Consider the following 25,629-nt stretch of genomic DNA (forward strand, 5'->3'; position numbering starts at 1 on the left):
GGAAGATCTCCGAGAAAAGTTCTGAACTCAGTAGCCGCGACTGCCGTCGGCCAGCTCCCGGAGCAGGTCGAGGTGGCCGAGGTGGCGGGCCGTCTCCTGGGTCAGGTGGCCGAGGATCCAGCGCAGCGTGACGATCGGCAGGCCCTCCGGCGCATACCGCTCCGGGGTGTCCAGGGCATGATCGGCGGCGATCTCCCGGGACCGGGCGCACTGCGCGTCGTAGTCGTCCAGCAGCTCCGGCAGCGGACGAACCGGCCCGCCCCAGCCACCGGGCTCCGCCGGTATCGGCTCACCGAGGAACGACCGGACCAGCCAGTGCCGTTCCACCCCGGTCAGGTGGCCCACGATCCCGGCGACGGTCGTCGCGGGCGACGACGGGATCAGTGATCGACGGGCCGACGCCTCGTCGAGGCCTTCGCACTTCGCACGTACGGTGGCCCGCTGGAAGTCGAGCCACTGTTCCAGCACCTGACGGTCGTCGGGCTGCGGCACCGGAAACGTCCGGCCGGGCACGTCCATGCCGGTCAGTCAATCAGGCACGGCCTGTCAAGCGGGCACCGGCGCCCGGGGCGAGGTCAAGGTGGCCCGGACCGGGCGGCCGGGGATCAGCCGGTGCCCGTCGGTGAAGCCCTCCTCGCGCCCGGCCAGTTCGGTGATCAGCAGTGACCGCCAGCGGGCCAGCCGCTCGGCCTGATCCGCCCGGCCGGCGAGATCGAAGCACTCCTCCGGGTCGGCGATCAGGTCGAACAGCTGTTCGTGGCCGTCCCTGCTGTGCCAGACGTACTTCTCGCGGCCGTCGGTGAACCACTGGAAGGACTGGCCGAGCATCGTGTGCTCGCCGTGCAGCCGCGGCCGCCAGCCGACCTGCTCGCCGCGGGCGAGCGGCAGGAAGGAGCGGCCCTCCACCCCCTCCGGGATCGGCAGCCCGGCGCAGTCGAGCAGGGTGGGCATCACGTCGCGCAGTTCGATCAGTTGATCATCGACGACGCCGCCGGGAAGGCCGGGACCGCTGAGCAGCATCGGGATCCGCGCCGAACCCTCGTACGGGAAGCCCTTTCGGAACAACAGATGATCACCGAGCATCTCGCCGTGATCGGACACGAAGCAGACGTACGTGTCGTCGCGAACCCCGTAGTGGACGAGCTCCTCGAGGAGCCGGTTGAGCTGCTGATCGACGTGCGACATGTGGCCCCAGTAGCCGGCCCGGGCCCGGCGCAGATCGTCCGGCGCGATCCGGCCGTGGAAGGACCGCGCATCGTGCGGCATCGCCACCGGCGCGAACTGGTCGGCCCAGTCGCCGACCGGCGGGTCGGGCGCCGCGGCGTCGAGGTACTGGTCGAAGGCCCACGCCGGCGGGTCGTACGGCGGGTGCGGCGCGTTGAACGAGGCGAACAGGAAGAACGGCTTCGTAGGGTCGCGCCGGCGCAGGAAGTCGATCGACTGCTCGGCGACGAAGTTCGTCGGGTGAACCGACTCGGGCTTGTCCCACGGCCGGGCCACCCACGAGTTGCTGTCCAGTCCGTGATCATGGAACGTGGCGTCCCGGCCGAGCCGCTGCCGCAGCCACGGCAGGTAGTCGTCCACAAGATCGGGAGCGATCCCCCGCTGCCGGGCCGACCGGACGATGCCGAGCGGGCTGTGCAAGATCACGTTCTGGAAGCCCAGCTGGGAACGCTCCGGGAAGAAGTGCATCTTGCCGACCGCCTGGGTCTGATACCCGTGCCGGGTGAGTTCAGAGGCGAGCGTCACCGGGTAGGTCCACGGAACATGATCTTGGTAGCCGACCCGGCCGTGGGTCGCCGGGAGCTGCCCGGTCAGCAGCGAGGCCCGCGCCGGCGTGCAGGTCGGTGCGGCCGAGTAGGCCCGGGTGAACCGGGCGCCGGAGGCGGCCAGCGCGTCCAGGAAGGGCGTCCGGACCACCGGGTGCCCGGCCACGCCGAGCGAATCCCCGCGCCACTGGTCGACCATCACGAGCAGAACGTTCGGCCGATTCGTCGTCAGCCGGATCACCACCCCGGGAGTGATAAAGCGCATTGGTACGGTCGCGGACCATTGAAAACGGGCCGCCGGAACCTGTCAAGATCACCTGATCCGCAACCGTTAGTTGCGCATGGCCGGATCCCCGCGTACAGTCATCTGCAACCAAAGGTTGCGAGAACGAGGAGCGGTCCCATGACGTACGAAAGCATCGAGCGGGAGATCCGGATCGAGGCGTCACCCGAGGTCGTGTACCAGGTGATCAGCACGCCCGAGCATCTGCGGGAATGGTGGCCCGACGAGGCCGAGGTCTCCCCGACACCGGGCGCGGTCGGCTCGGTCACCTTCGGTGACCCGTCCGGCCCGGACGCCAAGATCGTTCCGCTCACGGTGGTCGAGGCCGATCCGCCGCGCCGGTTCGCGTTCCGATGGGTGCACGACGAGGGCGTACCGGCCGGTCCGGGCAACTCGTTCCTGGTCACCTTCGAGCTGGTCCCCGCCGACGGCGGAACCCTGCTGCGGTTCTCCGAGACCGGGTTCCAGGAGCAGGGCTGGGAACCGGACCTGGTCGAGGCGACCCACCTCGACCACGCCAACGGCTGGGACCACTTCCTGCCCCGGCTCGTCGCCTACGCTCCCCGGCTGGTCTCCCGGCCGTGAGCACCGCCATCGACGACGAGCTCTGGTCCGCCGTCGGCGACCCGACCCGGCGGCGCCTGCTGGACCTGCTGCTGGCCGACGGCGGCGGCACCGCGACCTCGCTGAGTGATCAACTTCCGGTGACCCGGCAGGCGGTCGCCAAGCACCTCGGCGTGCTGGACCGGGTCGGCCTGGTGCACGCGACCGCGGCCGGCCGGGAACGCCGCTACACCGTCGACGAGGCCCGGCTCGCCCGTGCCGTCGCCCAGCTCGCCAGCGTCGGCGACGCCTGGGACGCCCGGATGCAACGGATCAAGCGGATCGCCGAGGCGATCGAGCGCAGCAAGGACTGACCCCGAATCACCCCACGACGCCGCGGCAACCGCCGCGGCGCGGACCCCACGCGCCCGCAACCCGGGCGCACCCACCCACAGAAAGAGTGATCATCATGGTCGACATCCTGCATCGGGTCGGCGCCCTCGCCACCCCCGACAAGATCTTCGGCGCCCTCACCACGCTCGACGGCCTCGCCGGCTGGTGGACCAAGGACACCAAGGGAGATCCCGCGCCCGGCGGCGTGATCGAGTTCCGCTTCGAGGGCGCCCCGCCACCGGCCGGCTTCGACATCCGGGTCCTCGACGCCGAGCCGGGCCGCCGGGTCGGCTGGCAGGTCGTCGGCGGGCCCGACGAGTGGATCGACACCAAGATCAATTTCGACCTCGCCGAGGAGGACGGCTTCACGATCATCCTGTTCAGCCACACCGACTGGCGGGAGGCCGGTCCGTTCATGCATCACTGCAGTACGAAATGGGCGACGTTCCTGCTCAGTCTGAAACAGCTGGTGGAGACGGGCAGCGGCGAGCCCGCGCCGCACGACATCAAGATCAGCAACTGGCACTGACCGCCGCGCGCCCGCTCAGGGCCTGGCCAGCACCTCGCGACGCAAGGCCGTCAGGGCGAACGCGCGGACCGCGGTCAGCGGAGTGTCGGCGGCAGCCGTCGCGGCCCGGACCGCCGCCCGGCGAGGCTGGCCGTTCAGCCGCTCGACCACCGGCCCGAGCAGGCGTTCGTCGGTGCCCCAGGGTCCTCCCACGATGATCACCTCCGGATCGGTCAACGAGATGATCGTGACCAGGACACCGCAGACCGCCGCCACCACCGCGTCGGCCGACGCCGCCGGCTCAGCTCCAGCCCCGGCCCCGGCCAGCCGCCGGAGCAGTTCGGGGACATCGATCGCGGACGAGCCGGGCCGATGCAGGGCGAGCCGCTCGAACACCTCGGTGAAGGGCATCGCCCGGCCGTCCGGCCCGGCGGTGATCACGTGCGACACCTCGCCCGCGATGCCGGCACCGCCCCGCCGGACGGCACCGTCGCTGACGATCGCCCCACCGAGACCGGCCCCGAGGTAGAGATAGACGAAGTCGGCGGGGGCGCCGCCCTCGAGCTCGGCCCGAGCCGCCCAGTGCACGTCGTTGTCGACGGTGACCCGACCGGAGACGTACGGGGCGAGCACCGTCGGCGGATCAAGCTCGCCGACCAGGAAGGGCGAATCGGGCAGCTCGACCAGCCGGCCGGTCCCGCGATCGACGGGATCGGCCGCGCTGACGGCCGCGAGCCGGGCCGGGCCGGTGGTCCCGATCGCTCGTTCCGCGGCGCGAGCGAGGGCGGCGGCGACCGCCGCCGGCTCCGGATCGGCCGGGACCTCCTCGACGGCCCGGCCTACCGTCTCCCCGGAGACCTCGATCCGTTCGGCCACGATCGCGGCCGCGGTGACCTCGACAGCGAGCGCCGAGCCGAGACCGTCGGCGAGCGCGAAGTAGGACCCGGCCCGGCCCCGGCCGGTGGACCGCTCGCCGGTGTCCCGCAACAGGCCCTCGTCGGTCAGCCGCCGGACACTCTCGGCGATCGTCGGCTTGGAGATCCCGGTCCGGGCGGACAGCTCGGCCCGGGTCAGCCGGTCGGCCGCCACCAGCTCGTTGAGGACGTGCTCGTCGGTCAACGACCGGAGCAGGCCCAGCGACGGTTTGGCCAGGGTCACGGGCCGAGCCTAGAAGGCCCGCGCCAGTTTGGGAAGGACTCTTGCCCAAACCCTCGGCGCTGCCGTACCGTGATTTAAATAAGGAGTCCTACCTAAATCGAGGAGCGTGGGTCATGTCAGCCTCCACCCGCAACGAAGCGCCCGGCGTCCTGCCCCGGCTGCCGCACTGGGAGTCGCCACCGACCGACCTGAAGGCCGCGATCGCCGAGCTCAAGCCGGCCCTGCGAGCCCGGATCGAGGCCTCCGGCCGTACGGTCGAGGAGGTGTTCGCCGTCGTCGAGCGCCGGATCACGGAACGGGTCGAGGAGATCGAGGCGGCCGCCGGGCGCGGCGAGGAGATCTGGCCGGTGATCGACTACGCCGAGATCGAGGCCGGTACGGTGCCCGCCGAGGCGCTGGCCCGGCTGCACCGCCGCGGCTGTCTGGTGGTCCGCGGCCACTTCCCTCGCGAGCAGGCCCTGGCCTGGGATGCCGCCACCGTCGAGTACGTCGAGTCGAACCGGTTCTTCGAGAACTACCGCGGGCCCGGCGACGACTTCTTCGGCAGCGTCGGTTCCAAGCCCGAGATCTATCCGATCTACTGGTCACCGGCCCAGATGCAGGCGAGACAGAGCGACCGAATGGCGACCGTCCAGGCCTTTCTCAATGCCCAGTGGCGCAGCGAGTCCGAGGGTGTTCAGTGGTTCGACCCCGGCCGCGACTCGCTGTACCCCGACCGGATCCGGCGCCGGCCGCCGGGCACGAACTCCGGCGGGCTCGGGACCCATCTCGACCCGGGCACGCTCGACCTCTGGATGACCGAGGGCAACCAACGGGCGTTCCGGCACCTCTTCGACGGCTACGTCGAGGAGTACGACCCGTGGGACGCCGCCCACCGGACGTCCGGCCCGCAGTACCCGGGCAGCACCATGTGCTCCGCGTTCCGTACCTTCCAGGGCTGGACCGCGTTGTCCGACATGGACCATGATCAGGGCGTCCTGCACACGGTGCCGATTCCCGAGGCGATGGCGTACCTGATGTTGCGGCCGCTGCTGTCCGACGTACCGGCGGACGACCTGTGCGGCGTCACGACGGGCCAGGTCTTCCCCGCCCTGGAGCGCTGGCACGCATTGCTGCTGCGCGCGGTCAGCGGCATTCCCGATGTGCGCGCGGGTGATTCGGTGTGGTGGCACTGCGACCTCATCCACAGCGTCGCGCCGGTCACCGATCAACAGGGCTGGGGCAATGTCATGTACATCCCGGCGGCCCCGTGGTGCCCGCGCAATGAGCAGTACGCCGCCGAGGTGCGGGCCGCGTTCGACACCGGGGCGAGCCCGAGCGACTTCCCGGCGGAGCACTACGAACGGGACTGGTCCGGCCGGTTCACCCGGGACGACCTCAATCGGGTCGGCCGGCGCGGCATGGGACTCGAATAGCAGAAACAGCAACAGCGGGCGGCGAGCCCGGAGGCCCGCCGCCCGCTGTTCGCGGTTCAGCCGAAGATCACTTGTAAGAAACGGTGGCGCCGGCGGCCTCGAGGGCCTCCTTCGCCTTGTCCGCGGTCTCCTTGTTGACCTTCTCCAGGATCGGCTTCGGCGCGGCCTCGACCAGATCCTTGGCCTCCTTCAGGCCGAGGCTGGTGAGGGTCCGCACCTCCTTGATGACCTGGATCTTCTTGTCGCCGGCGGACTCGAGGATCACGTCGACCTCGTCGCTCGCGGCCTCTTCGTCACCGCCGCCACTACCGGCAGCGGCCGGGGCCGCAGCGGCAACGGCGACCGGCGCGGCGGCGGTCACGTTGAAGGTGTCCTCGAACTGCTTCACGAACTCGCTGAGCTCGATCAGGGTCAGCTCCTTGAACGCGTCCAGGAGCTCTTCGGTGCTGAGCTTCGCCATGTTGGCGGTCCTTCCTTACTTGTCTTCGGCAGCGGGCGCTGCGTCATCGGATTCAGTTGCAGCGGGTGCTGCCGCCAGTTCTTCGTTGCTGGGCTCCTGGTCGCCCTCGGCGACGGCCGGCGTGCCGGCTCCCGCAATGAGGGACGGGTCCTCGGTCGCCGCCTTCTCCAGCGCAGCGACGGCGCGCGCCGCCTGCGAGAGCGGTGCGGCGAAGAGGGACACGGCGTTCTGCAGGGCTCCCTGCATGGCACCGGCGAGCTTCGCGAGCAGGACCTCGCGAGACTCGAGGTCAGCAAGCTTCTTGACCTCGTCGACGCTGAGGAACTTGCCCTCGAGCACGCCACCCTTGATCACCAGAAGCGGGTTCGCCTTGGCGAAGTCACGCAGACCCTTGGCAACGGTGACCGGGTCACCGTTGACGAAGGCGATCGCGGTCGGGCCGGCGAGGTGTTCCTCGACGCCCTCGACACCGGCTTCCCGGGCCGCGATCTTGGTCAGCGTGTTCTTCGACACGGCGTAGGTAGCGTCATCACCGAGAGCGCGGCGCAATTGCTTCAGCTCCGCCACGGTGAGTCCGCGGTACTCGGTCAGCACGGCACCGGCGGAGTTGGTGAACTTGTCCTTCAACTCCGCGACCGCGGCTGCCTTGTCCGGCCTCGCCATCGTCTCCTCCACTTCGTCGTTCACGCCACGCGCTGTGGCGTTTCCGAAGACGACCGGCAGGTCCCGGACATGAAAAAGACCCCGGCGCGTTGGCGACACGGGGCTTGGGCCACGATTCAGGATCGGGACGTCGAGCTTCTCGTTTCACCTACGCGGGCCACCCGTCGGTACGGGTTCGTTAGCGATCCTGGGATCAACCAGCGGTCTTCGGCAGCGTTCAGATTACGCGAGCCACACGGGCCGGACCAAATCCGCCGGCCCGGGTCACCCGCGCGCCTCGCGAAACCGGGCCACCTTGGCCTGATTACCGCAGGTCTTCATGCTGCACCAGCGCCGCCGCCGCCCGCGCGAGGTGTCCAGGAAGTACCAGCCGCAGCGATCACAACTGCGGACCGGGCGCACCGGCGGGCTCAGGGCCAGGCCGACCGCTCGCAGGGCGATCGCCGCCCCGGCGCCGGTGACGGTGCGTGGGGTGACGGTCCCGTCCGCGGCCACCACCAGGTCACGGCCCGGGCCCGCCTGAGCCGACGCCAGCAGCCCGGCCAGGGCCTCGGCCGGGAGCTCGGCACCCGACCGCTGGGCCTCCAGCACCGCCCAGAGCCGGTCCCGGAGCAGCCGCGCGGCCGCGAGCTGTCCCGCGGCGCTGCGCCGCGCCGCGCCGTCGGCCGATGCGAGCAACCCGGCGTGGACGTACCAGCCGATCAGGGCCGCGCCGCTGTCGAGCAGGTCGGCACCCACCTCGGGGAGCCGCCGGAACACCGTGTTGGCGAAGTCCAGGGCAAGGTCACCCGCGATGAAATGATCATCGGTCCAGCGGACCGCCGTCTTCACCGGAGCACCCGTGCCTCGGCCCGGCCGAGGACCTCGTCGACGAACCCGGTGAGCAGCGGCGCCACCTCGGCGGCGTGCGTCTCCAGCAGGAAGTGACCGGCATCGAACAGGTGCGCGTCCAGCACCGGCAGGGCCCGGTGGTACGCCAGCACCTCGGCGATGTCGAAGTACGGATCGTGCCGGCCCCAGAGCACCAGCCCGGGCGGCTGCCAGGTCGCGTGATAGTCCGCGATCTCGGCGAAGCGGGCGACGTGCTGCCGGTAGTCGCAGAACAGCCGGAAGTGCAGGTCGACGAAGCCGGGGCGGGACAGCCGGTCCCAGTCCAGGTGCCACGACTCGGCCGGATGAAGCTCCCGCAGCTCCGGCCGCAGACCGCTGAGATAGGTGTCCCGGGTGCCCTCGAAGTTCAGCCACTCCGGCAGCGCCGCCCGGTTCGCCTCGCTGGGGTCGGCCCAGAACCGGCGGACCGAGGCCCAGGCCGCACCGAGCCCGGCCTCGTGGGCGTTGCCGTTCTGGATCACCAGGCCGAGCACGCGGTCCGGGTGCCGCAGCGCCAGCAGATAGCCGACCGGCGTGCTGAAGTCGGTCAGGTAGAGCAGGTACCGCTCGACGCCCAGGTCCTCGAGCAAGACGTCGACCATCGTGGCCAGCCGGTCGAAGGTGAATTCCTCCCGGGGCGGCGGATCCGAGAACCCGAATCCAGGCAGATCGGGCGCCACCGTGTAGGCGTACTCCCCCAGCACCCGCAGCACCTCGCGGAACGAATACGAGGAACTGGGAGATCCGTGCAGCAGCAGTACGGCCGTCGAACTCGGCCGGCCGGCCTCGCGATAGTGCAATCTCCGTCCGTCGAATTCGCGATCGAGGTGTCTCGTTTTGGCGGTACGCATCGTTGTGCCTCCTTTTCGGCTCGGATCCCACGACGTGCCGCTCCACGTAACCGTACTAGGCGCTTTTACTGGTTACCAGACTCTGCATGAGCACTTCAGCGGTTCAGTTCCCGGCGCTGATCACGGATTGATTTCTTTTATCTCGACTTGATAACGTCCCGGAAGTCGGCTGGGGAGGCCGGCGAATCGATCGCTCGGGGGCGATGTTGTCAGGCTGTTCCCGAACGCTCGATTCCGAGGCGTGAAGGGGAGCCAAGGAATGCGAAGAATCGCAAAGATTCTGGTCTCGGGGGTGGCGAGCCTCGCACTCGCCCTGACGATCGGGATCGGATCGGCCACGACGGCCGAAGCCGCCGGCAAGTGCACCACGGCCCTGAAGTCGTACGGGCACGTGCAGAAGGGCAGCAAGGGCAAGAGCGCCAAGGCCGCCGAGTGCCTGCTGAAGTCGGCCGGCTACAAGAGAATCAAGACCAACGGCAAGTTCTCCGCCGCCGAGGTCAAGGCGGTCAAGAAGTTCCAGGGCAAGGTCAAGCTGAAGAAGACCGGCCACGTGAACCGGGCCACCTGGGTCGCTCTGCTGGCGCGCGGCTCCAAGCCGACGCTGCGGTACGGCGACGAGAGCAAGTCCGTGAAGCGTCTGCAGTCCGCGCTGACCGCCTCCGGGCGCAAGGTGCCGGCGACCGGCTACTTCGGCCCGATCACCCGGGACGCCGTGAAGTCGGTGCAGCGTTCGCAGGGCTGGAAGGCCTCCGGCAAGGCGACCTCCGGTGTCTGGCGGGCGCTCCAGGCCGGCGCCGCGGTGAAGATCAAGACCAGCAAGCCGAAGAAGAAAAAGAAGTCCAGCTCGTCCAGCAGTGGCTCGAAGGGCGCGGTCGCGCTCGCGTACGCGAGGAAGCAGGTCGGCGACCGCTACTCCTACGGTGGCGACGGCCCCAGCAGCTGGGACTGCTCCGGGCTGACCCAGGCTGCCTGGCGCAAGGCCGGCATCAAGCTGCCGCACTCGGCCGGCGGCCAGTTCCGCAAGGGCAAGAAGATCAAGAAGTCGGACCTGAAGAAGGGCGACCTCGTCTTCTTCTACTCCGGCATCAGCCACGTCGGCATCTACGCCGGCAACGGCAAGGTGCTGCACGCCTCCCGGCCGGGGAAGCCGGTGGGCTACATCAAGATGAGCTACATGCCGTACCAGGGAGCTCGCCGCTACTGAGCGGACTGTTCCAGCGAACAAACGACCGGCCCGGGGAATCGACTTCCCCGGGCCGGTCCGCTATCTCTGCCGATCGATCCCAGGTAATGTCGAACAAACTGCGAGGAAGGGATCGATGATGGCCCAGACAGAGGTGCTCGTCGTCGGAGCAGGACCCACCGGACTGTTACTGGCCGGCGATCTCGCCAGTCAAGGCATCGACTGCACAGTCGTCGAAGAGCGACACGAGGAATCGAATCTGACCCGGGCCTTCGCGGTCCATGCGCGGACCCTGGAGCTGCTGGACGCCCGCGATCTCGCCGATCAACTCGTCGCCACCGGGGTCGAGGTGGATCAGTTGTCGATCTTGTTCGAGTCGCTGGTGGTCGATCTCTCGACCCTGCCGAGCCGCTTCCCGTTCCTCCTCGTCACCCCGCAGTACGAGACCGAACGGCTGCTGACCCGGCGCGCGGTACGGCTCGGCGCCACCATCCGGCGCGGGTTGCGGATGACCGGCCTGCACCAGGACGCCAACAGCGTCGAGGTGGACCTGCTGGACCGCAACGGGGTCACCACCAACCATCGGGCCCGGTGGCTGATCGGCGCCGACGGCGTCCACAGCACCGTGCGCGGCGCGCTGCGGCTGCCCTTCCCCGGCAAGAACGTCGTGTCATCGGTGATCCTGGCCGACGTCTGGCTGTCCGATCCGCCGGAGCAGGAGCTCAGCTTCGACCGCGGCTCGGCGGGCTTCTTCTTCGCGGTCCCGTTCGGCGACGGCTGGTACCGGGTGATCGCCTGGAACCGGGACCATCAGCTGCCCGAGGATGCGCCGGTCGAGCTGGAGGAGCTCCGCGACGTCCTGATCCGGGTCGGTGGCACCGACTTCGGGCTCACCGAGGCGCGTTGGCTGTCCCGCTTCCACAGCGACGAACGGCAGGTGCCGCGCTACCGGGTCGGCCGGGTCTTCCTCGCCGGCGACGCCGCCCATGTCCATTCGCCGGCCGGCGGCCTCGGCATGAATGTCGGCCTGCAGGACGCCGCCAACCTCGGCTGGCGACTGGCCGCGGCGATCAAGGGCCACGCGCCGTCGCGGCAGTTGGACGGCTATCACGCGGAACGGCATCCGGTCGGGAAGGCGGCGCTGCGGTCCAGCGGCGCGCTGCTCCGGCTCGCGATCGCCGAGACGCCGTTCTGGCAACGGGCCAACTGGGTGCTCGAGACGGCCAGCCGGATGGTCCACGTGCCGGACCGGGTCGTCCAGCAGATCTCCGGGATCGGGCTGCACTATCAACGGTCGTTCGGCGCCCACCGGCTGACCGGAGCCCGCTCCCCCGACGACTCACTGACCGTCGGCGGCGCCCCGACCCGGGTGTACGCCGCCCTCCGCAACGGCCGCTTCCTGCTGATCCTGCCACCCGAGTCCAGCCACGCCCCGATGGAGGCCTGGCGCGACCGGGTCACCCTCGGCACCGGCACCGAACGGGGCATGACCGCCAGACTGATCCGCCCGGACGGCTACATCGCCTGGGCCGGCGACCGCCCGGACGCCGGCGAGGTCCGCGCCGCCCTGGCCCGCTGGTGCGGCCCCGCCAAGCGCAAGTCCGCCGCCAAACGCAACGCCCACGTCTAACCCCCTCCCCCAACCCCGCCGACCGGGCACAAAAGCAGGCGTTTCGGCGGCGTGTCGCTGCTGTAGTGACCGGTCGGTGCGACGAGATGGGCCGGAGTTCGGCGGTACGGGGCACGGACCCGGCCGCATCACGGTTGGGCGAGACTGGAGCCATGGCAGCGATCCGGGTCCGCGTCACCGGGCGGGTCCAGGGTGTCGGCTTCCGGTACGGAACCGCCGACCGGGCCCGAGCGCTCGGCCTGACCGGCTCCGCGGTGAACCTGTCCGACGGCAGCGTGGACGTCGAGGCGTACGGCGACGAACCCGCGATCCAGCGTCTGCTCGAATGGCTCCGCGGCCCGGGAGCGCCCGGCCGGGTCCGTCAGGTCGAGGTCAGCCGACCGGTCGACGACTCCGTCGCACCGCCGACCTTCTCCATCGGCTGACCCTCCCGCGACGCTCCGCGCTCGCTAGCCGAGCTGGAGGCTGCGGGTGGCGGCCACGGCGAGCTGGTCGACGTAGTCGTTCAGCCGGTCGCCGGAGTGGCCCTTGACCCAGCGGAAGCCGATGTCGCCCCGAGTCCGTACCGCATCGATCAGGGGTTCCCAGAGATCCCGGTTGGCCACCGGCTTCTTGGCCGAGTTGACCCAGCCGCGGGCGAGCCAACCGGCCCACCACCGGTCCCGGAAGCAGTTCACGACGTACGTCGAGTCGCTGACCACGACCAACGGCCCGTCGAGCGTCGTCACCGCCTCGAGCGCGGCCTGGATCTCCATCCGCTGGTTGGTCGTCATCGGCTCCGCCCCGGACGCGCACAGCGACTCGTCGACCGCCCAGGCCCAGCCGCCCGGTCCCGGGTTCCCGGAGCACGCGCCGTCGGTGAAGACCTCGCGGGCATCGGTCGGTACGGGCATGTCGGCGGGGCGCGGTCCGCGCTGGCGAGTGGGCACGGGTCAACCCTGGCACATGTCGCGGACATTCCAGGCGCACCGGGGTCCCCGCGGGGAAGTTCGGGGGAGCGCAGCGGAGGAGAACTTGTCCGTGGGGTGGACGCGGCAACGCCCGGCGGCCGGGCACGAGGCTCGGTCCGCCGGGCGGCGTCGATGCTGGAGTCTGTCCGAGGGTTACTCGCCTTCGGGCTTGATCCGGTTCGGATCGATGGCGATGCCCGGACCCATCGTGGTGGACAGCGTGATCTTGCGGATGTAGCGACCCTTGGCGCTGCTCGGCTTGAGCCGCAGCACCTCGTCCAGAGCGGCGAAGTAGTTCTGGCTCAGCTGCTCGGGCGAGAAGGACGCCTTGCCGATGATGAAGTGGAGGTTCGAGTGCCGGTCGACCCGGAACTCGATCTTGCCACCCTTGATGTCGGTGACCGCCTTGGCGACGTCGACGGTGACCGTGCCGGTCTTCGGGTTCGGCATCAGGCCGCGCGGGCCGAGCACCCGGCCGAGCCGGCCGATCTTGCCCATCATGTCCGGCGTGGCGACGACGGCGTCGAAGTCCAGGTAGCCACCCTGCACCTTCTCGACCAGGTCGTCGGAGCCGACCTCGTCGGCGCCGGCGGCCAGTGCGGCCTCGGCCTTGTCCCCGGTGGCGAAGACGAGGACCCGTGCCGTCTTGCCCGTACCGTTGGGGAGGTTGACCGTGCCGCGGACCATCTGGTCCGCCTTGCGCGGATCGACGCCGAGCCGCATCGCGACGTCGACGGTCTCGTCGAACTTGACCGTCGTGGTCGCCTTGGCGAGCTTGATCGCGTCGTCCGGACCGTAGAGCTTGTCCTTGTCGATGGCCTTCGCCGAGCCGGCGTAGGCCTTGCTGCGCTTCATTCTGCTGGTTTCCTTCGATTCGTGATCATGATTGATCGACCAGTTCTGGTACGGACCGCGCAGGCCCTCCCAGACAATCTCTGACTGAGGGTCAGCCCTCGACCGTGACACCCATCGAACGGGCGGTGCCCTCGACGATCTTGGCCGCAGCCTCGACGTCGTTGGCGTTCAGGTCGGGCAGCTTGGTGGTGGCGATCTCGCGCACCTGAGCGGCCGTGATCTTGCCGACCTTCTCCTTGTGCGGGACGCCGGATCCCTTCTGGACGCCCGCAGCCTTCTTGATCAACTCCGCCGCCGGCGGGGTCTTCGTGATGAAGCTGAAGGTGCGGTCTTCGTAGATGGTGATCTCGGCCGGGATCACGTTGCCACGCATGGACTCCGTCGCGGCGTTGTACGCCTTGCAGAACTCCATGATGTTGATGCCGTGCGGGCCCAGCGCGGTGCCGACCGGCGGCGCCGGGGTGGCCGAACCGGCCTGCAGTGCGACCTTGACCAGCGCCGCGACTTTCTTCTTAGGAGGCATGACTTCTCGGGTCCTTCGTTGTACGTGCTTACGGTCCGGGCGGGCTTGCCCGGGGCTTCTGGGCTCAGACCTTCTGGATCTGAGCGAAGGTCAGGTCGACCGGCGTCTCCCGGCCGAGAATCTCGACCAGGGCCTTCAGCCGCTGGCTGTTGGCGTTGATCTCGGTGATCGTCGCGTGCACTCCCGCGAACGGGCCGTCGACCACCATGACCGAGTCGCCGACCTCGAAATCGGCCACCTCGACCTTCTTCTTCTTGCGGGCCGGCCCTTCCTTGGTCGCCGTGGCCGCTGCCACCACGGACGGGGCGAGCATCTTCTCCACCTCGTCCAGGCTGAGCGGAACCGGCTGGTTGGAGTGGCCGACGAAGCCGGTCACCGACGGCGTGTGCCGGACGGTCGACCAGGACTCGTCGGTCAGGTCCATCCGGACCAGGACGTAGCCGGGGAGAACGGTCCGCTTGACCTGCTTGCGCTGGCCGTTGCGGATCTCGGTCACCTCTTCGGTGGGTACGACCACCTCGAAGATGAAGTCCTCCATGTTGAGCGACGACACCCGGTTCTCGAGGTTCTGCAGCACCCGGTTCTCCATCCCGGAGTAGGTGTGCACCACGTACCAGTCGCCGATCTTGGACCGCAGTTCGGAACGGAAGGACTCCAGGGCGACGGACTCGGCGTCCGGGCCGCCTTCCTCGTCCTCGTCCTCTTCTTCTTCGGCTTCCTCTTCCTCGGTGTCACCGAAGTCGAGGTTCAGGCCGGCCTCGTCCTCGGCCGGAGCGCTGTCGTCGCCGCCGAAGTCGAGGTTGATCCCGACCTCGTCCTCCTCCTCGGAACGGCCGAAGTCCTCGCCGCCGAGGTCGATGGCGATGTCGTCGTTGTTCGGGGCCTGGTCGGTCTCCAGCGCGAGGCCGTAGTCCTCGTCGTTGTCCTGGCTGGGCTGCGCCGCATCGTCGGAGGGTCCGGACGCGTCGCTCTCCAGCGGCTCCGCGCCGGGCAGCGAGCCGGTCGGCTCGTCGTCCTCGGCGGAACGCGGCGCTGAAAAGTTCTCTGACACGTCGTTATCTCCGTTTTTGTCGTGGGGTTGTGTGCGTCGTAGGCCGGTCAGCTGAAGATCCGGAAGATCACCCAACCGAAGCCGAGGTCCAGCAGGCTGACGATGCCGATGATGATCAAGACGAACACCAACACGACGATGAAGTAGTTCAACAACTGCGGACCGGTGGGATAGACCACCTTCCGCAGCTCGGCGACCGACTCCTTGATCAGGGTGATCGGACCGGTGCGCCGCGGACGGTTGTCGCCCTTGTTCTGCTTCGGCGTCGCCTCGGTCTTCTTCTGCCGACCCTTGGACTCGCTGGACGCCGCACTCTCGGCCCGGCCGGCCTCGCTCTGCGTCTTACTGGAAGCGCCGACCGACACCAGTTCCTTCTCCTGGTCGGCATCGCCCGAGTCGTCGTCACCCGTCTCCGGATCGGAGTCGTCGGCCGAATCCTCAGCCTCAGCCGCCAACTCCTCGTCGGTGGGCTCCTCGGTCCGCTCGGACTCGGTGCCCGCCTGCGCTTCTTCCTCCGACTGACGCTCTGGGTCGCCGGCGGAAAGGTCCGGCTCGTCCGCCGGGCCCTTGTCCTTGTCGTCCGCCACGCTTTCCTCCGTCAGCTACTGATCGTTCCGCAGGGCAAGAGGGACTCGAACCCACAACCTTCGGTTTTGGAGACCGATGCTCTGCCAATTGAGCTATTGCCCTTCGGGGACCTCTCCGCTGCCTCGACACCGTCCGCCTGGCGTGACGGGCGTGCCGAACCAATGGCGATGCCACCAAGTGCAGGAGTATAGCCGCGCGATGCGACCGGAGTCGAACCGGCGGCCACCCCTCCCGGCTAGCCGGCCAACCGCTGCTCGGCGGCGGCCAGCAGGACGCAGGTCGCCAGACCGTCGATCGCCTGCTCCACGTCGTCCAGGGTCGGGAACGTCGGCGCGATCCGGATGTTGCGGTCCCGCGGATCCTTCCCGTACGGGAACGCGGAGCCGGCCCCGGTCATCACGATGCCGGCCTCCTTGGCCAGCTGCACCACCCGGGTCGCGGTGCCGTCGACCACGTCCAGGCTGATGAAGTAGCCGCCCTGCGGCTCGGTCCAGGTGGCCACGCCGTGTCCGTCCAGCCGGTCGTGCAGGATCTGCTCGGCCCGCTGGAACTTCGGCGCGATGATCGCCCGGTGCTTCGCCATCAGGTCCCGGACGCCGGCGGCGCTGCCGAGGTAGCGGGCGTGGGCCAGCTGGTTGATCTTGTTCGGGCCGATCGTGCGCTTGCCCAGCAGGCCCAGGTACCAGGCGATGTTGGCCGGCGACGACGCGAAGAAGGAGACCCCGGCGCCGGCGAAGGTGATCTTGGACGTGGAGGCGAAGATCAGCACCCGGTCCGGGTTGCCGGCCTCGGCGGCCAGGCCGAGCACGTCGAGCACCGGCACGTCGGTCTCGGTCAGGTGATGGAAGGCGTACGCGTTGTCCCAGAAGATCCGGAAGTCCGGGGCGGCCGTCTCCATCGAGACCAGCGCCCGGGTGACCTCCTCGGAGTAGATCGAACCGCTCGGGTTGGCGTAGGTCGGAACGGCCCAGATCCCCCGTACCGAAGGATCCTTGGCCAGCTCACGTACTTGATCAAGATCGGGTCCGTGCTCGCCGAGCTCGACGTTGATCATCTCGATGCCGTACTGCTCGCAGATCGAGAAGTGCCGGTCGTAGCCGGGCACCGGGCAGATGAACTTGATCTTCTCGCCGGCCCACGGCCCGGCCGACTCCGGGAAGCCCTTGAGCAGCGCGAAGGCGATCGTGTCGTGCATGATCGCCAGGCTGGCGTTGTCGCCGGCGATCAGCTGCTCGACCGGGACGCCGAGCAGTTCGGCGAAGATCGCGCGCAGCTCGGCGACGCCCTCGATCCCGCCGTAGTTGCGGCAGTCGACGCCCGCCGCGTCGCGGTAGTCCTCGCCCGGCAGCGTCAGCAACGCGTTGGACAGGTCGAGCTGCTCGGCCGACGGCTTACCGCGGGTGAGGTCGAGCTTGAGCCCGCGCGCCTTCAGTTCCGCATAGGCCGCCTGCTGTTCGGTGTGCAGCCGGGTGATGGCGTCGTGATCGAGCTCGGTAAGGGTCATGGCCGCGGTTCCATCTCATGGTTTCGTTGGGGGTGTAGATGCGTGCGCGATTCTATCGGCTCGGCACCACCCGTTTTGCGGCCCTGGCGCGGCCCGGCGCGACCCCCCGCACCAGGCCGCGCCGACCGACCGACGCGCTCCTCCCGAAGGAAGAAGTGCCACCGAAACACCGAGTCGTACTCATCACCCGGCCGGCACCCGCTCTCTACAGCGAGTAAGGGAAGGCTAACCTCGTTCACGGTTGCCGGTCAAGCCCGTCGGACGCCGGATGGATTGTCAGTGCCCTTTCGTACGGTGGCGCGATGGACTCAAGGTTGAGTGGACAGGTCGCGCTGGTCACCGGGGCCACCCGCGGAGCCGGCCGCGGCATCGCCGTCGAACTGGGCGCAGCGGGCGCCACCGTCTACTGCACCGGCAGGTCGAGCCGGGGCAAGCCGTCGCCGATGGGCCGGCCGGAGACGATCGAGGAGACCGCCGAGCTGGTCACCGCGGCCGGTGGCACCGGCATCGCGGTGCGGGTCGACCACAACCGGATCGAGGAGGTCGCGGGACTGTTCGACCGGATCGATCGGGAGCAGGACGGCCGGCTGGACGTGCTGGTGAACGACATCTGGGGCGGCGACCCGCTGCTCGGGCCGTTCGGCAGCCCGTTCTGGGAGCAGGACCTGCCGACCGGGCTGGAGATCCTGCACAACGCGGTGGACACCCACATCATCGCCAGCTGGCACGCGGCGCCGCGGATGATCACCCGTGGCGGCGGACTGATCGTCGAGATCACCGACGGACAGCCCGATCTCTACCATGATCATCTCTTCTACGACCTGCCGAAGAAGACGGCGATGCGACTGGCACTGGGGTATGCGGAGGAGCTCGGGCCGCACGGCGTCACCGGGGTCGCGATCTCGCCGGGCTGGCTGCGGTCGGAGGCGATGCTGGACCGGCACGGTGTCACCGAGGACAACTGGCAGGACTGGTACTGGGACGACCCGGAGCACCGGCCGGCGAACTGGCTCGCGTCACAGACACCCAGATACACCGGCCGTGCCGTCGCCGCCCTGGCCGCGGACCCCGACCCGTCCCGCTGGAACGGTCGCGCCGTGAAGACCGAGGACCTGGCCGGCGCGTACGGCTTCACCGACCTGAACGGAACCCAGCCCGGCCACGGACGCCTTGCCTGGGATCTCCTCAGCGACCGCCGACCGACCCGGGAGGACTATGCCCTCTGAGTCGGTGCTGGCCGGCTAGCGTCGCCGCTCGACGACCGCCGCGCTGTGCCGGCCGAGCCGTAGCGTGTCATCGCCCGGTACCGCGTCGCCGACCGTGAGCAGCGGTTCGCCGACCGGCCCGGTGGCCACGTCCGCCTCGCGATCGGAGAAGTTGATCACGATCAGCAGCCGGTCCCGTCGGAGCTGCAGGGTGCCGTGCTCGTCGTCGGCCTCGGCCAGCACCCGGTCCAGCCGCGGATCGGTGAACTCGGGACGGCTCCGGCGGAGCATGATCAACTCCCGGTAGCGGTTGAGCAGGGTGGCCTGCTCCGGCTGGTTCTGCTCCGACCAGTCGAGCTTGGACCGGTGGAAGGTCTCCGGGTCCTGCGGGTCGGGGACCAGGGCGACATCCCAGGCCATGGCGGCGAACTCGGCGATCCGGCCCTTCGCGACCGCCTCGGCGAGTTCGGGCTCGGGGTGACTGGTGAAGTACTGCCACGGAGTCCGGGCGCCCCATTCCTCGCCCATGAAGATCATCGGGGTGAAGGGCCCGAGCAGCGTGACCAGCGCCATCAGCTCCAGCTGCCGCTGGTCGAGCCGGCCGGACAGCCGGGCGCCGTCGGCCCGGTTGCCGATCTGATCATGGTTGTCCGAGCAGACCACCAGCCGCCAGGCCGGGGTCCGGTGCACGTCGAACGGCCGGCCGTGCCCGCGACCGCGGAACGACGACGGCGTCCCGTCGTGGAAGAAGCCGGCCGTGAACACCTTGGCCAGGGCGCTCGGCGAACCGAAGTCGGCGTAGTAGCCGGAGGTGTCCCCGGTCAGGTTCACGTACAGGGCGTGGTGGAAGTCGTCGCTCCACTGGCCGTCCAGGCCGAAGCCGCCGGCCTCGCGCGCGGTGATCAACCGGGGATCATTGAGATCAGACTCGGCGATCAGGCTGAGCGGCCGGCCGAGGTAGGCGCTCAGGGCATCCACCTCGATCGCCAGCTCCTGCAGCAGATGGGTCGCCCGGGTGTCCCGGAGCGCGTGCACGGCATCCAGCCGCAGCCCGTCCACGTGGTAGTCGCGCAGCCACATCAGGGCGTTGTCGATGATGTACCGGCGCACCTCGTCGGAGCCCGGCCCGTCCAGGTTGACCGACTCGCCCCAGCTGTTGGCCCGGCCCTGATCGAGGTAGGGGCCGTACCGCGGCAGGTAGTTCCCGCTCGGGCCGAGATGGTTGTACACGACGTCCTGGATCACGCCGAGGCCGCGCCGGTGGCAGGCGTCGACGAACCGTTGGTACGCCTCCGGGCCGCCGTAGTCCTCCTGCACGGTGAACCAGGCGACCCCGTCGTAGCCCCAGTTGTGGGTGCCGTTGAAGCCGTTCACCGGCATCAGCTCGACCAGGTCGATGCCGAGCTCGACCAGGTGATCGAGCCGCTCGATCGCGGCGTCCAGCGTGCCGGCCGCGGTGAAGGTGCCGACATGCAGTTCGTAGACGATGCCGCCGGCCAGCTGTCGGCCGGTCCAGGCCTGGTCCGCCCAGGGGTAGCGGCTCGGGTCGAAGCCCCGGGACGCCTGGTGCACGCCGTCTGGTTGCCGGCGCGACCGCGGGTCGGGCAGCGCGGTGTCCTCGTCGTCCAGCCGGAAGCCGTAGTCGTCGTCGTGGCCGACCGTGATCCCGGCCGGCGGCACCCACCAGCCGCCCGGGCCGGGCTCCATCGGGTGCTCGGCGTCGTTCAGGACCAGGCGGACCCGGTTCGGGTGCGGTGCCCAGACCGCTCCGGTCGGCGGAGTCGCCGACGCAGCCGTCACCGGAGCCGGGACCACTCCCGGCGCGACCGCGGGACTCACAGGGTGCATCCGACCAGCACCGGCTCGGGCACCAGCTCGATCCCGTACGTCGAGCGGACGCCGGCCCGCACCTCCCGGGCCAACTCGATCAGGTCCGCCGCGGTGGCGCCGCCGCGGTTGGTCAGCGCCAGCACATGCTTGGTGGACAGCGTGGCCGGCGGCCGGCCGTACCCCTTGCCGAAGCCGGCATGATCGATCAGCCAGGCGGCGCTGGTCTTGATCTTGTCGTCCGGCGCCGGGAACCGGGGCGCGTCGCCCGGCAGCAGGTCCGCCTGCTCGGCGGTCAGCACCGGGTTGGTGAAGAAGGACCCGGCGCTCCAGCTGTCATGATCATCGGGGTCCAGCACCATCCCCTTGCCGGCCCGGAGCCCGAGCACCGCCTCCCGGACCGCCGCCGCCGGCACCCGGTCCCCCGGCGCCACGTCCAGGGTCCGGGCCAGCTCGGCGTAGCGGATCGGGGCCGACAGGGAACCCTGCGGCAGTTGGAAGGTCACGGCCAGCACCAGGTAGCGCCCGGGCTCGGCCTTGAACCGCGAGTGCCGGTAGCCGAAGCCGCAGTCGGCGGCGGCGAACCGGGCCCGCTGTCCGGTGCTCCGGTCGATCGTCTCGACGCTGGCGATCACCTGGCTGACCTCGGCGCCGTAGGCACCGACGTTCTGGATCGGGGTGGCGCCGACCAGGCCCGGAATCCCGGCCAGGGCCTCGATGCCGGACCATTCCCGCTCGACGGCGGTGGCCACGAACGAATCCCAGTTCTCGCCGGCGGCGACCCGGACCACGGCGCCGCCGCAGCCGGCGTCGTCGACCACGACGCCGCGGGTGGCGATCTTGATCACCGTGCCGTCGAAGTCGTCATCGCCGATCAGCAGGTTGGAGCCGCCGCCGAGCACCAGGACCTCGGTGCCGGCCCGGTCCAGCCGGGTGATCGTCTCGACCAGCTCGGCCTCGCTGGTGGCCACGACGAGATCACGGGCCCGGCCGCCGACCCGGAACGTGGTGTGGTCGGCCAGGGAGGTGCTCACCGCATCGGCGGCCGTCAGATCAACGCCCAAGATCAACTTCCACCTTCGCTGCTCCGAGCACCTTGACGCCGTCGCAGACCGCGTCCAGCTGGATCGTCACCCGATCACCGTCGACGCCGGTGACCCGGCCGGAAACGATCATGGTCGCGCCGTCCGCGTCGTCCGGGACCACGATCGGGTTCGTGAACCGTACCCGGTAGTTGTCGATCTTGGCCGGGTCGCCGGCCCAGTCGGTGACCAGGCGCAGCGCGGCGCCCATCGTGAGCAGCCCGTGCGCGACCACGCCGGGCAGACCGATCGCGGTCGCGGACCGCTCGGAGAAGTGGATCGGGTTGAAGTCCGTGGACGCGCCGGCGTAGCGGACCAGGGTCTCCCGGGTGAACCGTACGGTCAGCGGTTCCAACTCGGTGCCGACCTCGACCGGAGTGATCATGCGGCCACCTTGTTGTGGACGAACACCGCGGTGCCGGTGCAGATGTGTTCACCCTCGACGGTCTCCACCCGGGCCGACGCCGTGATGAAGTCGGCCGTGTCCCGATTCCGTACCTGGTCGAGGGTCAGCGCCACGGTCACCTGGTCACCGGGCCGGAGCGGCCGCTGATAGCTGAACCGCTGCTCGGCGTGCACGATCCGGTGCAGCGCGATGCCGAGATCGGGATCGTCGAACATGGCCTGCCAGGCCGGCTGTACGACGACCGTGACGAAGGTCGGCGGTGCGATCGGGTCCGGTCCGGCATAGGCGGGATGAGCGTCTCCGAGCGCCGCGGCGAACTCGCCGATCTTGGCCGCGGACACCTCGTACGGCGCGGTCGGCGGATAGGTCCGGCCGGCGTGGTCGCTGGAGATGGGCACGCGCCACACGCTAACCGATCCTGGCTGGCGGGAGCGAAGCCGACCGCGCGATCATCGGGACTGGTGAATCGACCATAATGTGTCAGATGAGCATCGAGTCGGCGGCGGGCCCGGGCAACGCAGCGGCGGGCAGTGCGGCTGCGGAGCCGCCCAGAGCCTCCCAGACCGACGTCGTCCTGAACGGCATCAAGCAGATGATCACCACCGGCGAGCTGACGGCCGGTTCGCGGCTGCCGGTCGAGAAGGACCTCGCCGCCCACCTCGGGGTCTCCCGCGGATCGCTGCGGGAGGGCGTCCGCGCCCTGTGCATCATGGGCGTCCTGGAGACCAGGCAGGGTGACGGCACCTACGTGACCTCGCTCGACTCGTCCCTGCTGCTGGCGCCGATGAGCTTCATGGTCGACCTGCAGACGCCCGAACACCGGGCCGACGCCCATGCCGTACGGCGGATCCTGGAGACCGAGTCGGCGGGCCGGGCGGCGATCCGGATCGACGAGGCTGCGCTGGCCGAGGCCCGGTCGATCCTGGACGCGGTCGAGCCGCTGGTCGTCGGGTCCGGTGATCACCACGAGGCGTTCGTCGAGGCCGACATCCGGTTCCACAGCGTGATCGCGCGCAGTTCGGGCAATTCGACGCTGGCCGCCCTGATCGAGGCGCTGGCCAGCCGGACCGCCCGGGCGCGGGTCTGGATGGGCCTGCACAGCGAGGGGCAGATCAGCCGGGCGCACCGGGAGCACCGGGCGATCTGGCAGGCGCTCGAGCACCACGACCCGGACCGGGCCCGGCTGCAGATGGGCTATCACCTGCTCACCGTCGAGGACTTCGTCCACAGCCACCCGACCGCACCCGTCGACTGACCGCGCCCGTCGACCAACAGGGGACGTCATGATCGCCTGGCTGACCGCCTTCCTCGACGGTCCGGCCGAGACCTTCGGCGAGGTCGTCCGGTTCTGGCAGCGGGTCACCGGGTCCGGGTTGTCGGCCTACCGCGGCGATCGCGGGCAGTTCGCCACCCTGGTGCCGCCGGACGGCGACTCCTATCTGCGGGTCCAGCTGACCGAGACCACCGAGCCGGCCAACCACCTCGATCTGCACGTCGCCGACATCGGCCGGGCCGGCGACCGGGCGGTGGAACTCGGGGCGACGATCAGCTTCCGCGAGCCGGGCCTGACCGTCGCGACCTCGCCGGGCGGGTTCCCGTTCTGCCTGGTCACCCATCACGGCGAGCGGTTCCGGTCGCTGCCGTACGGGCGGCCGGGGTCGCTGGTCGACCAGCTGTGTCTCGACATCCCGGCCGAGCGGTACGACACCGAGGCCGCATTCTGGTCGGAGCTGACCGGCTGGGCCCACCGACCGGGGTCGAGGCCGGAGTTCGGCTACCTGGCCCGACCGGAGGAACTGCCGCTGCGGATCCTGCTGCAACGCACCGGCGACCCGGCCGACAGCCCGGTCCGGGCACATCTCGATCTGGCCTGTGCCGACCGCGAGGCGGAGGCGACCCGGCATCAGCAGCTCGGAGCCAGTCGGCTGGCCGACGGCCCGCACTGGATCACGCTGGCCGATCCGGCCGGCCGTCGCTACTGCGTCACGGCCCGCAATCCGCTGACCGGACGGCTGGCCCGCCGGGCCTAGGGCGTCAGCGCGCGGCCCAATAACGGGCGTGGACCACCGGCGCCAGCCGGGTGCCGAGCGGCGGCAGGATCCGGACGTCGTGGTCGGCCGCGGCGGTCTCGAGCTGGTTCAGCAACAGGCCCGGTGACACGAACAGGGGCAGCACGGTGAGCCGCTCGACCCGGCCCAGCTGCTCGTCGGCGCGCGGGTCACAGGTGGCGAAGGCGGCGAAGTCCCAGCTGGCCCGATGGCCGCCGAGCCGGGAGGCGAGGGCCATCACGGCGGCGTTGGCGTCGGGGTCCGACGAGCCGACGGCGTAGAGCAGCACGACCGATTCGGCATCGACCTCGGCATCGGTCAGGGCATCGACCAGGATGGCTTCGATGTCGCCGCCGGTGCCGAGGATGTCGGCGGTGACGAGCTCGAGCCCGGTGTCCTGCGCGGCCTTGCGTACGGTCTCGGGCAGGTCGACCCGGGCATGGAAGGCCTGGGTGAACAGCAGCGGCAGGACGACGGCGCGCCGATGACCGGCGGCCGCGAGGGCAGCAGTGACCGTACCCAGGTCGGGCTCGGTGAGATCAAGAAAGGCGGTGCTGATGTCGATCCGCTCGGGACCGGCCTCAGCGGCGACCGCGGCCGCCAGCTGATCCAACGCCGCGGACACACCGGGATGCCGGCTGCCGTGGGCAACCAGGATCAGCGGGACCGACGGAATGGGTGAACTCAGCGGGTCTCGCGGTGCGGCTGATGCGTCCGGCAGCGCGGGCAAAACTTCTTCAGCTCGAGCCGGTCCGGATCGTTCCGCTTGTTCTTCTTGGTCAGGTAGTTGCGCTCTTTGCACTCGGTGCAGGCGAGCGTGATCTTCGGCCGCACGTCGGAGCTCTTGGCCATGACATCCTCACTTTCGCCTGGTGCAGGCGCTTGCGTACTTACCAGTGGACCTTTGGGTAGCGGGGGCGGGATTCGAACCCGCGACCTCACGATTATGAGTCGTGCGCTCTCACCAACTGAGCTACCCCGCCACGGTGCTCACCCCACCACCGTACGGCAGCGAGATGACTCCCGAGCCCCCATGCGGAATCGAACCGCAGACCTTCTCCTTACCATGGAGACGCTCTGCCTACTGAGCTATAGGGGCAGGTCCTGCAACGGCGCCGATCACCCGGCGCCGACGCACAAAGATACACACCCACCGGCGTTCAGCGCGAATCCGATCCGACCGTCGCGGATTCAGGCCCGATACGCGCGCAGGAAGGCGTACACCCCGGCCTGGACCGAGGCCCGGACCACCCGATCGTCGCCGCGATCGGTGCCGAGCCGGGTGAGCTCCGGCATCTCGGCTCCGATCAGGGCGAAGAACTGTTTGGCCGCGAGCTGCGGGTCGTCGAGTTCGAGGTGCCCGGCGTTGGCCAGCATGGCCAGCCGGCCGGCCAGCGCCTCGATCATCGGCTCCGCGCCGCGGGACCGGACGATCGCGAACACCTCCGGATCCCGGTTGATCTCGGCGTACAGCTGGCGCTGCAGCGAGCTGGCACAGGTGCTGCGCTGGCATTCGACCAGCTGCTCCGCGACCTCGTGCAGGCTCTCCTCCCAGCCCGTCCCGACGTCGAGGGCGATCGCCGCCGCATAGGACTGCTCGTTGATCTGCCGCGCGCTCTCCGCCAGCGACTCCCGGAACAGCTGCTCCTTGTTGCCGAAGTGGCTGTACACGGTCGGCTTGGAGACGCCGGCCCGGGACGCGATCGCGTCGATGCTGGCCCGCGCGTAGCCCTCGTCCGCGAACAGCTCGGCGGCAGCGTCGAGGATCGCCTGTCGCTTGCCCAGGCCGCGCGTCGTCTGTGTCGGAGCCGCCGTTGCCATGACCTCACTGTACCGCATCGCGTGATTGACGTTACTACTCGGT

The 25,629-nt window shown here is 69.7% G+C and carries 30 protein-coding genes and 3 tRNA genes; 10 read left to right on the forward strand and 23 right to left on the reverse strand.

The window, feature by feature from the left end; all coding sequences use genetic code 11:
* Nucleotides 1–27: 27 nt before the first annotated feature.
* Nucleotides 28–519, reverse strand: coding sequence for a DinB family protein (locus ACFQU4_RS21115; protein WP_377495591.1), 492 nt, complete (start codon nt 517–519; stop codon nt 28–30).
* 27 nt (nt 520–546) lie between these two features.
* The gene (locus ACFQU4_RS21120) at nt 547–2,013 is read right to left on the reverse strand and encodes an arylsulfatase (protein WP_377495593.1); all 1,467 of its coding nucleotides are present in this window, start codon (nt 2,011–2,013) and stop codon (nt 547–549) included.
* A 159-nt stretch (nt 2,014–2,172) separates the two neighbouring features.
* Between ACFQU4_RS21120 and ACFQU4_RS21125 the strand changes: the two genes are divergently transcribed.
* The 3 genes from ACFQU4_RS21125 (at nt 2,173) to ACFQU4_RS21135 (ending at nt 3,517) form a co-directional block, all read left to right on the forward strand.
* Complete coding sequence (locus ACFQU4_RS21125) at nt 2,173–2,637, forward strand: SRPBCC domain-containing protein (RefSeq protein WP_377495596.1); 465 nt, start codon at nt 2,173–2,175, stop codon at nt 2,635–2,637.
* Nucleotides 2,634–2,969, forward strand: a complete 336-nt coding sequence (locus ACFQU4_RS21130) for an ArsR/SmtB family transcription factor (protein ID WP_377495599.1) — start codon at nt 2,634–2,636, stop codon at nt 2,967–2,969. Before ACFQU4_RS21125 ends, ACFQU4_RS21130 begins: the two co-directional genes overlap by 4 nt.
* 95 nt (nt 2,970–3,064) lie before the next feature.
* Nucleotides 3,065–3,517: an SRPBCC domain-containing protein gene (locus tag ACFQU4_RS21135; RefSeq protein ID WP_377495601.1), complete on the forward strand. Its 453-nt coding sequence runs from the start codon at nt 3,065–3,067 to the stop codon at nt 3,515–3,517.
* Between the two features lie 15 nt (nt 3,518–3,532).
* Here the strand turns inward: ACFQU4_RS21135 and ACFQU4_RS21140 are convergent, their stop codons facing one another.
* Nucleotides 3,533–4,654 carry an ROK family protein gene (locus tag ACFQU4_RS21140; RefSeq protein ID WP_377495603.1) on the reverse strand — a complete coding sequence of 374 codons (1,122 nt, stop codon included), beginning with the start codon at nt 4,652–4,654 and terminating at the stop codon, nt 3,533–3,535.
* Between the two features lie 113 nt (nt 4,655–4,767).
* Between ACFQU4_RS21140 and ACFQU4_RS21145 the strand changes: the two genes are divergently transcribed.
* Nucleotides 4,768–6,069, forward strand: coding sequence for a DUF1479 domain-containing protein (locus ACFQU4_RS21145; RefSeq protein ID WP_377495605.1), 1,302 nt, complete (start codon nt 4,768–4,770; stop codon nt 6,067–6,069).
* A gap of 67 nt (nt 6,070–6,136) precedes the next feature.
* On the opposite strand, the gene rplL is transcribed toward ACFQU4_RS21145, so the two are convergent.
* The 4 genes from rplL to ACFQU4_RS21165 form a co-directional block, all read right to left on the reverse strand.
* Nucleotides 6,137–6,529, reverse strand: coding sequence for a 50S ribosomal protein L7/L12 (gene rplL, locus ACFQU4_RS21150; protein ID WP_377495607.1), 393 nt, complete (start codon nt 6,527–6,529; stop codon nt 6,137–6,139).
* A 15-nt stretch (nt 6,530–6,544) separates the two neighbouring features.
* The gene (gene rplJ, locus ACFQU4_RS21155; protein WP_377495781.1) at nt 6,545–7,192 is read right to left on the reverse strand and encodes a 50S ribosomal protein L10; all 648 of its coding nucleotides are present in this window, start codon (nt 7,190–7,192) and stop codon (nt 6,545–6,547) included.
* Nucleotides 7,193–7,456: 264 nt separating this feature from the next.
* Nucleotides 7,457–8,023, reverse strand: coding sequence for a CGNR zinc finger domain-containing protein (locus ACFQU4_RS21160; RefSeq protein WP_377495609.1), 567 nt, complete (start codon nt 8,021–8,023; stop codon nt 7,457–7,459).
* Entirely contained in the window at nt 8,020–8,913 is an 894-nt protein-coding gene (locus ACFQU4_RS21165; RefSeq protein ID WP_377495611.1) for an alpha/beta fold hydrolase, read from the reverse strand. The genes ACFQU4_RS21160 and ACFQU4_RS21165 overlap by 4 nt, the downstream gene beginning before the upstream one ends.
* Nucleotides 8,914–9,205: 292 nt before the next feature.
* Between ACFQU4_RS21165 and ACFQU4_RS21170 the strand changes: the two genes are divergently transcribed.
* The 3 genes from ACFQU4_RS21170 to ACFQU4_RS21180 all read left to right on the forward strand — a co-directional run bounded on the left by ACFQU4_RS21170 (nt 9,206) and on the right by ACFQU4_RS21180 (nt 12,151).
* Nucleotides 9,206–10,117 (forward strand): NlpC/P60 family protein, encoded by a 912-nt coding sequence (locus ACFQU4_RS21170; protein WP_377495613.1) that lies wholly within the window; start codon nt 9,206–9,208, stop codon nt 10,115–10,117.
* 115 nt (nt 10,118–10,232) lie between these two features.
* Nucleotides 10,233–11,726, forward strand: a complete 1,494-nt coding sequence (locus ACFQU4_RS21175; protein WP_377495616.1) for an FAD-dependent monooxygenase — start codon at nt 10,233–10,235, stop codon at nt 11,724–11,726.
* 152 nt (nt 11,727–11,878) lie between these two features.
* Entirely contained in the window at nt 11,879–12,151 is a 273-nt protein-coding gene (locus ACFQU4_RS21180) for an acylphosphatase (RefSeq protein WP_377495618.1), read from the forward strand.
* 24 nt (nt 12,152–12,175) lie between these two features.
* Here ACFQU4_RS21180 and ACFQU4_RS21185 read toward each other — a convergent pair whose 3' ends face one another.
* The 7 genes from ACFQU4_RS21185 to ACFQU4_RS21215 form a co-directional block, all read right to left on the reverse strand.
* Entirely contained in the window at nt 12,176–12,655 is a 480-nt protein-coding gene (locus ACFQU4_RS21185; RefSeq protein WP_377495620.1) for a ribonuclease H, read from the reverse strand.
* Nucleotides 12,656–12,829: 174 nt separating this feature from the next.
* The gene (gene rplA, locus ACFQU4_RS21190; protein ID WP_377495622.1) at nt 12,830–13,531 is read right to left on the reverse strand and encodes a 50S ribosomal protein L1; all 702 of its coding nucleotides are present in this window, start codon (nt 13,529–13,531) and stop codon (nt 12,830–12,832) included.
* A 91-nt stretch (nt 13,532–13,622) separates the two neighbouring features.
* Nucleotides 13,623–14,054, reverse strand: coding sequence for a 50S ribosomal protein L11 (gene rplK, locus ACFQU4_RS21195; RefSeq protein ID WP_179751335.1), 432 nt, complete (start codon nt 14,052–14,054; stop codon nt 13,623–13,625).
* A 64-nt stretch (nt 14,055–14,118) separates the two neighbouring features.
* On the reverse strand, nt 14,119–15,030 hold the full coding sequence (gene nusG, locus ACFQU4_RS21200; protein WP_377495784.1) for a transcription termination/antitermination protein NusG: 912 nt from the start codon (nt 15,028–15,030) through the stop codon (nt 14,119–14,121).
* A gap of 122 nt (nt 15,031–15,152) precedes the next feature.
* Nucleotides 15,153–15,692 (reverse strand): preprotein translocase subunit SecE, encoded by a 540-nt coding sequence (secE, locus tag ACFQU4_RS21205; protein ID WP_377495624.1) that lies wholly within the window; start codon nt 15,690–15,692, stop codon nt 15,153–15,155.
* Between the two features lie 30 nt (nt 15,693–15,722).
* Nucleotides 15,723–15,795 (reverse strand) — tRNA-Trp (locus ACFQU4_RS21210).
* Between the two features lie 133 nt (nt 15,796–15,928).
* Nucleotides 15,929–17,197: an aminotransferase class I/II-fold pyridoxal phosphate-dependent enzyme gene (locus tag ACFQU4_RS21215; RefSeq protein ID WP_377495626.1), complete on the reverse strand. Its 1,269-nt coding sequence runs from the start codon at nt 17,195–17,197 to the stop codon at nt 15,929–15,931.
* A 302-nt stretch (nt 17,198–17,499) separates the two neighbouring features.
* On the opposite strand from ACFQU4_RS21215, the gene ACFQU4_RS21220 reads away from it, so the two are divergent.
* Entirely contained in the window at nt 17,500–18,423 is a 924-nt protein-coding gene (locus tag ACFQU4_RS21220) for an SDR family oxidoreductase (RefSeq protein ID WP_377495628.1), read from the forward strand.
* A gap of 15 nt (nt 18,424–18,438) precedes the next feature.
* Here ACFQU4_RS21220 and treZ read toward each other — a convergent pair whose 3' ends face one another.
* From treZ to ACFQU4_RS21240, 4 genes are read right to left on the reverse strand one after another with little or no spacing between them, the layout of a single operon-like run.
* On the reverse strand, nt 18,439–20,241 hold the full coding sequence (gene treZ / locus ACFQU4_RS21225) for a malto-oligosyltrehalose trehalohydrolase (protein ID WP_377495630.1): 1,803 nt from the start codon (nt 20,239–20,241) through the stop codon (nt 18,439–18,441).
* A complete protein-coding gene (locus tag ACFQU4_RS21230) occupies nt 20,238–21,293 on the reverse strand; it encodes a UDP-N-acetylmuramate dehydrogenase (protein WP_377495632.1) in 1,056 nt (351 codons plus the stop codon). Before ACFQU4_RS21230 ends, treZ begins: the two co-directional genes overlap by 4 nt.
* Nucleotides 21,283–21,696: a MaoC/PaaZ C-terminal domain-containing protein gene (locus ACFQU4_RS21235; protein ID WP_377495634.1), complete on the reverse strand. Its 414-nt coding sequence runs from the start codon at nt 21,694–21,696 to the stop codon at nt 21,283–21,285. The genes ACFQU4_RS21230 and ACFQU4_RS21235 overlap by 11 nt, the downstream gene beginning before the upstream one ends.
* Nucleotides 21,693–22,115, reverse strand: a complete 423-nt coding sequence (locus ACFQU4_RS21240; RefSeq protein ID WP_377495636.1) for a MaoC family dehydratase N-terminal domain-containing protein — start codon at nt 22,113–22,115, stop codon at nt 21,693–21,695. Before ACFQU4_RS21240 ends, ACFQU4_RS21235 begins: the two co-directional genes overlap by 4 nt.
* A gap of 86 nt (nt 22,116–22,201) precedes the next feature.
* Between ACFQU4_RS21240 and ACFQU4_RS21245 the strand changes: the two genes are divergently transcribed.
* Nucleotides 22,202–22,972 carry a FadR/GntR family transcriptional regulator gene (locus ACFQU4_RS21245; protein WP_377495638.1) on the forward strand — a complete coding sequence of 257 codons (771 nt, stop codon included), beginning with the start codon at nt 22,202–22,204 and terminating at the stop codon, nt 22,970–22,972.
* Nucleotides 22,973–23,000: 28 nt separating this feature from the next.
* Nucleotides 23,001–23,747, forward strand: a complete 747-nt coding sequence (locus ACFQU4_RS21250; RefSeq protein ID WP_377495640.1) for a VOC family protein — start codon at nt 23,001–23,003, stop codon at nt 23,745–23,747.
* 4 nt (nt 23,748–23,751) lie between these two features.
* Here the strand turns inward: ACFQU4_RS21250 and ACFQU4_RS21255 are convergent, their stop codons facing one another.
* The 5 genes from ACFQU4_RS21255 to ACFQU4_RS21275 form a co-directional block, all read right to left on the reverse strand.
* A complete protein-coding gene (locus ACFQU4_RS21255) occupies nt 23,752–24,495 on the reverse strand; it encodes a sirohydrochlorin chelatase (protein ID WP_377495642.1) in 744 nt (247 codons plus the stop codon).
* A complete protein-coding gene (gene rpmG / locus ACFQU4_RS21260) occupies nt 24,450–24,617 on the reverse strand; it encodes a 50S ribosomal protein L33 (RefSeq protein ID WP_152362059.1) in 168 nt (55 codons plus the stop codon). The genes ACFQU4_RS21255 and rpmG overlap by 46 nt, the downstream gene beginning before the upstream one ends.
* A 57-nt stretch (nt 24,618–24,674) precedes the next feature.
* Nucleotides 24,675–24,748, reverse strand: a tRNA-Met gene (locus ACFQU4_RS21265).
* Nucleotides 24,749–24,791: 43 nt separating this feature from the next.
* Nucleotides 24,792–24,864: transfer RNA gene (locus tag ACFQU4_RS21270), tRNA-Thr, on the reverse strand.
* Nucleotides 24,865–24,956: 92 nt separating this feature from the next.
* Nucleotides 24,957–25,586, reverse strand: a complete 630-nt coding sequence (locus ACFQU4_RS21275) for a TetR/AcrR family transcriptional regulator (protein ID WP_377495644.1) — start codon at nt 25,584–25,586, stop codon at nt 24,957–24,959.
* Nucleotides 25,587–25,629: the final 43 nt, after the last annotated feature.

Origin of the sequence: Microlunatus sp. GCM10028923 (assembly GCF_042666975.1) — a bacterium.
In the GTDB taxonomy this organism is placed as follows: Bacteria; Actinomycetota; Actinomycetes; order Propionibacteriales; family Propionibacteriaceae; genus Microlunatus.

What these genes read in the sequence shown, in the direction of transcription:
- ACFQU4_RS21215 (WP_377495626.1), bottom strand. Translation starts at nt 17,197, where the DNA reads ATGACCCTTACCGAGCTCGATCACGACGCCATCACCCGGCTGCACACC.
- rplK (WP_179751335.1), bottom strand. Translation starts at nt 14,054, where the DNA reads ATGCCTCCTAAGAAGAAAGTCGCGGCGCTGGTCAAGGTCGCACTGCAG.
- ACFQU4_RS21135 (WP_377495601.1), top strand. Translation starts at nt 3,065, where the DNA reads ATGGTCGACATCCTGCATCGGGTCGGCGCCCTCGCCACCCCCGACAAG.
- rplA (WP_377495622.1), bottom strand. Translation starts at nt 13,531, where the DNA reads ATGAAGCGCAGCAAGGCCTACGCCGGCTCGGCGAAGGCCATCGACAAG.
- ACFQU4_RS21250 (WP_377495640.1), top strand. Translation starts at nt 23,001, where the DNA reads ATGATCGCCTGGCTGACCGCCTTCCTCGACGGTCCGGCCGAGACCTTC.
- ACFQU4_RS21275 (WP_377495644.1), bottom strand. Translation starts at nt 25,586, where the DNA reads ATGGCAACGGCGGCTCCGACACAGACGACGCGCGGCCTGGGCAAGCGA.
- ACFQU4_RS21245 (WP_377495638.1), top strand. Translation starts at nt 22,202, where the DNA reads ATGAGCATCGAGTCGGCGGCGGGCCCGGGCAACGCAGCGGCGGGCAGT.
- ACFQU4_RS21175 (WP_377495616.1), top strand. Translation starts at nt 10,233, where the DNA reads ATGATGGCCCAGACAGAGGTGCTCGTCGTCGGAGCAGGACCCACCGGA.
- rpmG (WP_152362059.1), bottom strand. Translation starts at nt 24,617, where the DNA reads ATGGCCAAGAGCTCCGACGTGCGGCCGAAGATCACGCTCGCCTGCACC.
- ACFQU4_RS21115 (WP_377495591.1), bottom strand. Translation starts at nt 519, where the DNA reads ATGGACGTGCCCGGCCGGACGTTTCCGGTGCCGCAGCCCGACGACCGT.
- ACFQU4_RS21165 (WP_377495611.1), bottom strand. Translation starts at nt 8,913, where the DNA reads ATGCGTACCGCCAAAACGAGACACCTCGATCGCGAATTCGACGGACGG.
- rplL (WP_377495607.1), bottom strand. Translation starts at nt 6,529, where the DNA reads ATGGCGAAGCTCAGCACCGAAGAGCTCCTGGACGCGTTCAAGGAGCTG.
- rplJ (WP_377495781.1), bottom strand. Translation starts at nt 7,192, where the DNA reads ATGGCGAGGCCGGACAAGGCAGCCGCGGTCGCGGAGTTGAAGGACAAG.
- ACFQU4_RS21235 (WP_377495634.1), bottom strand. Translation starts at nt 21,696, where the DNA reads ATGATCACTCCGGTCGAGGTCGGCACCGAGTTGGAACCGCTGACCGTA.
- ACFQU4_RS21125 (WP_377495596.1), top strand. Translation starts at nt 2,173, where the DNA reads ATGACGTACGAAAGCATCGAGCGGGAGATCCGGATCGAGGCGTCACCC.
- ACFQU4_RS21180 (WP_377495618.1), top strand. Translation starts at nt 11,879, where the DNA reads ATGGCAGCGATCCGGGTCCGCGTCACCGGGCGGGTCCAGGGTGTCGGC.
- ACFQU4_RS21220 (WP_377495628.1), top strand. Translation starts at nt 17,500, where the DNA reads ATGGACTCAAGGTTGAGTGGACAGGTCGCGCTGGTCACCGGGGCCACC.
- ACFQU4_RS21145 (WP_377495605.1), top strand. Translation starts at nt 4,768, where the DNA reads ATGTCAGCCTCCACCCGCAACGAAGCGCCCGGCGTCCTGCCCCGGCTG.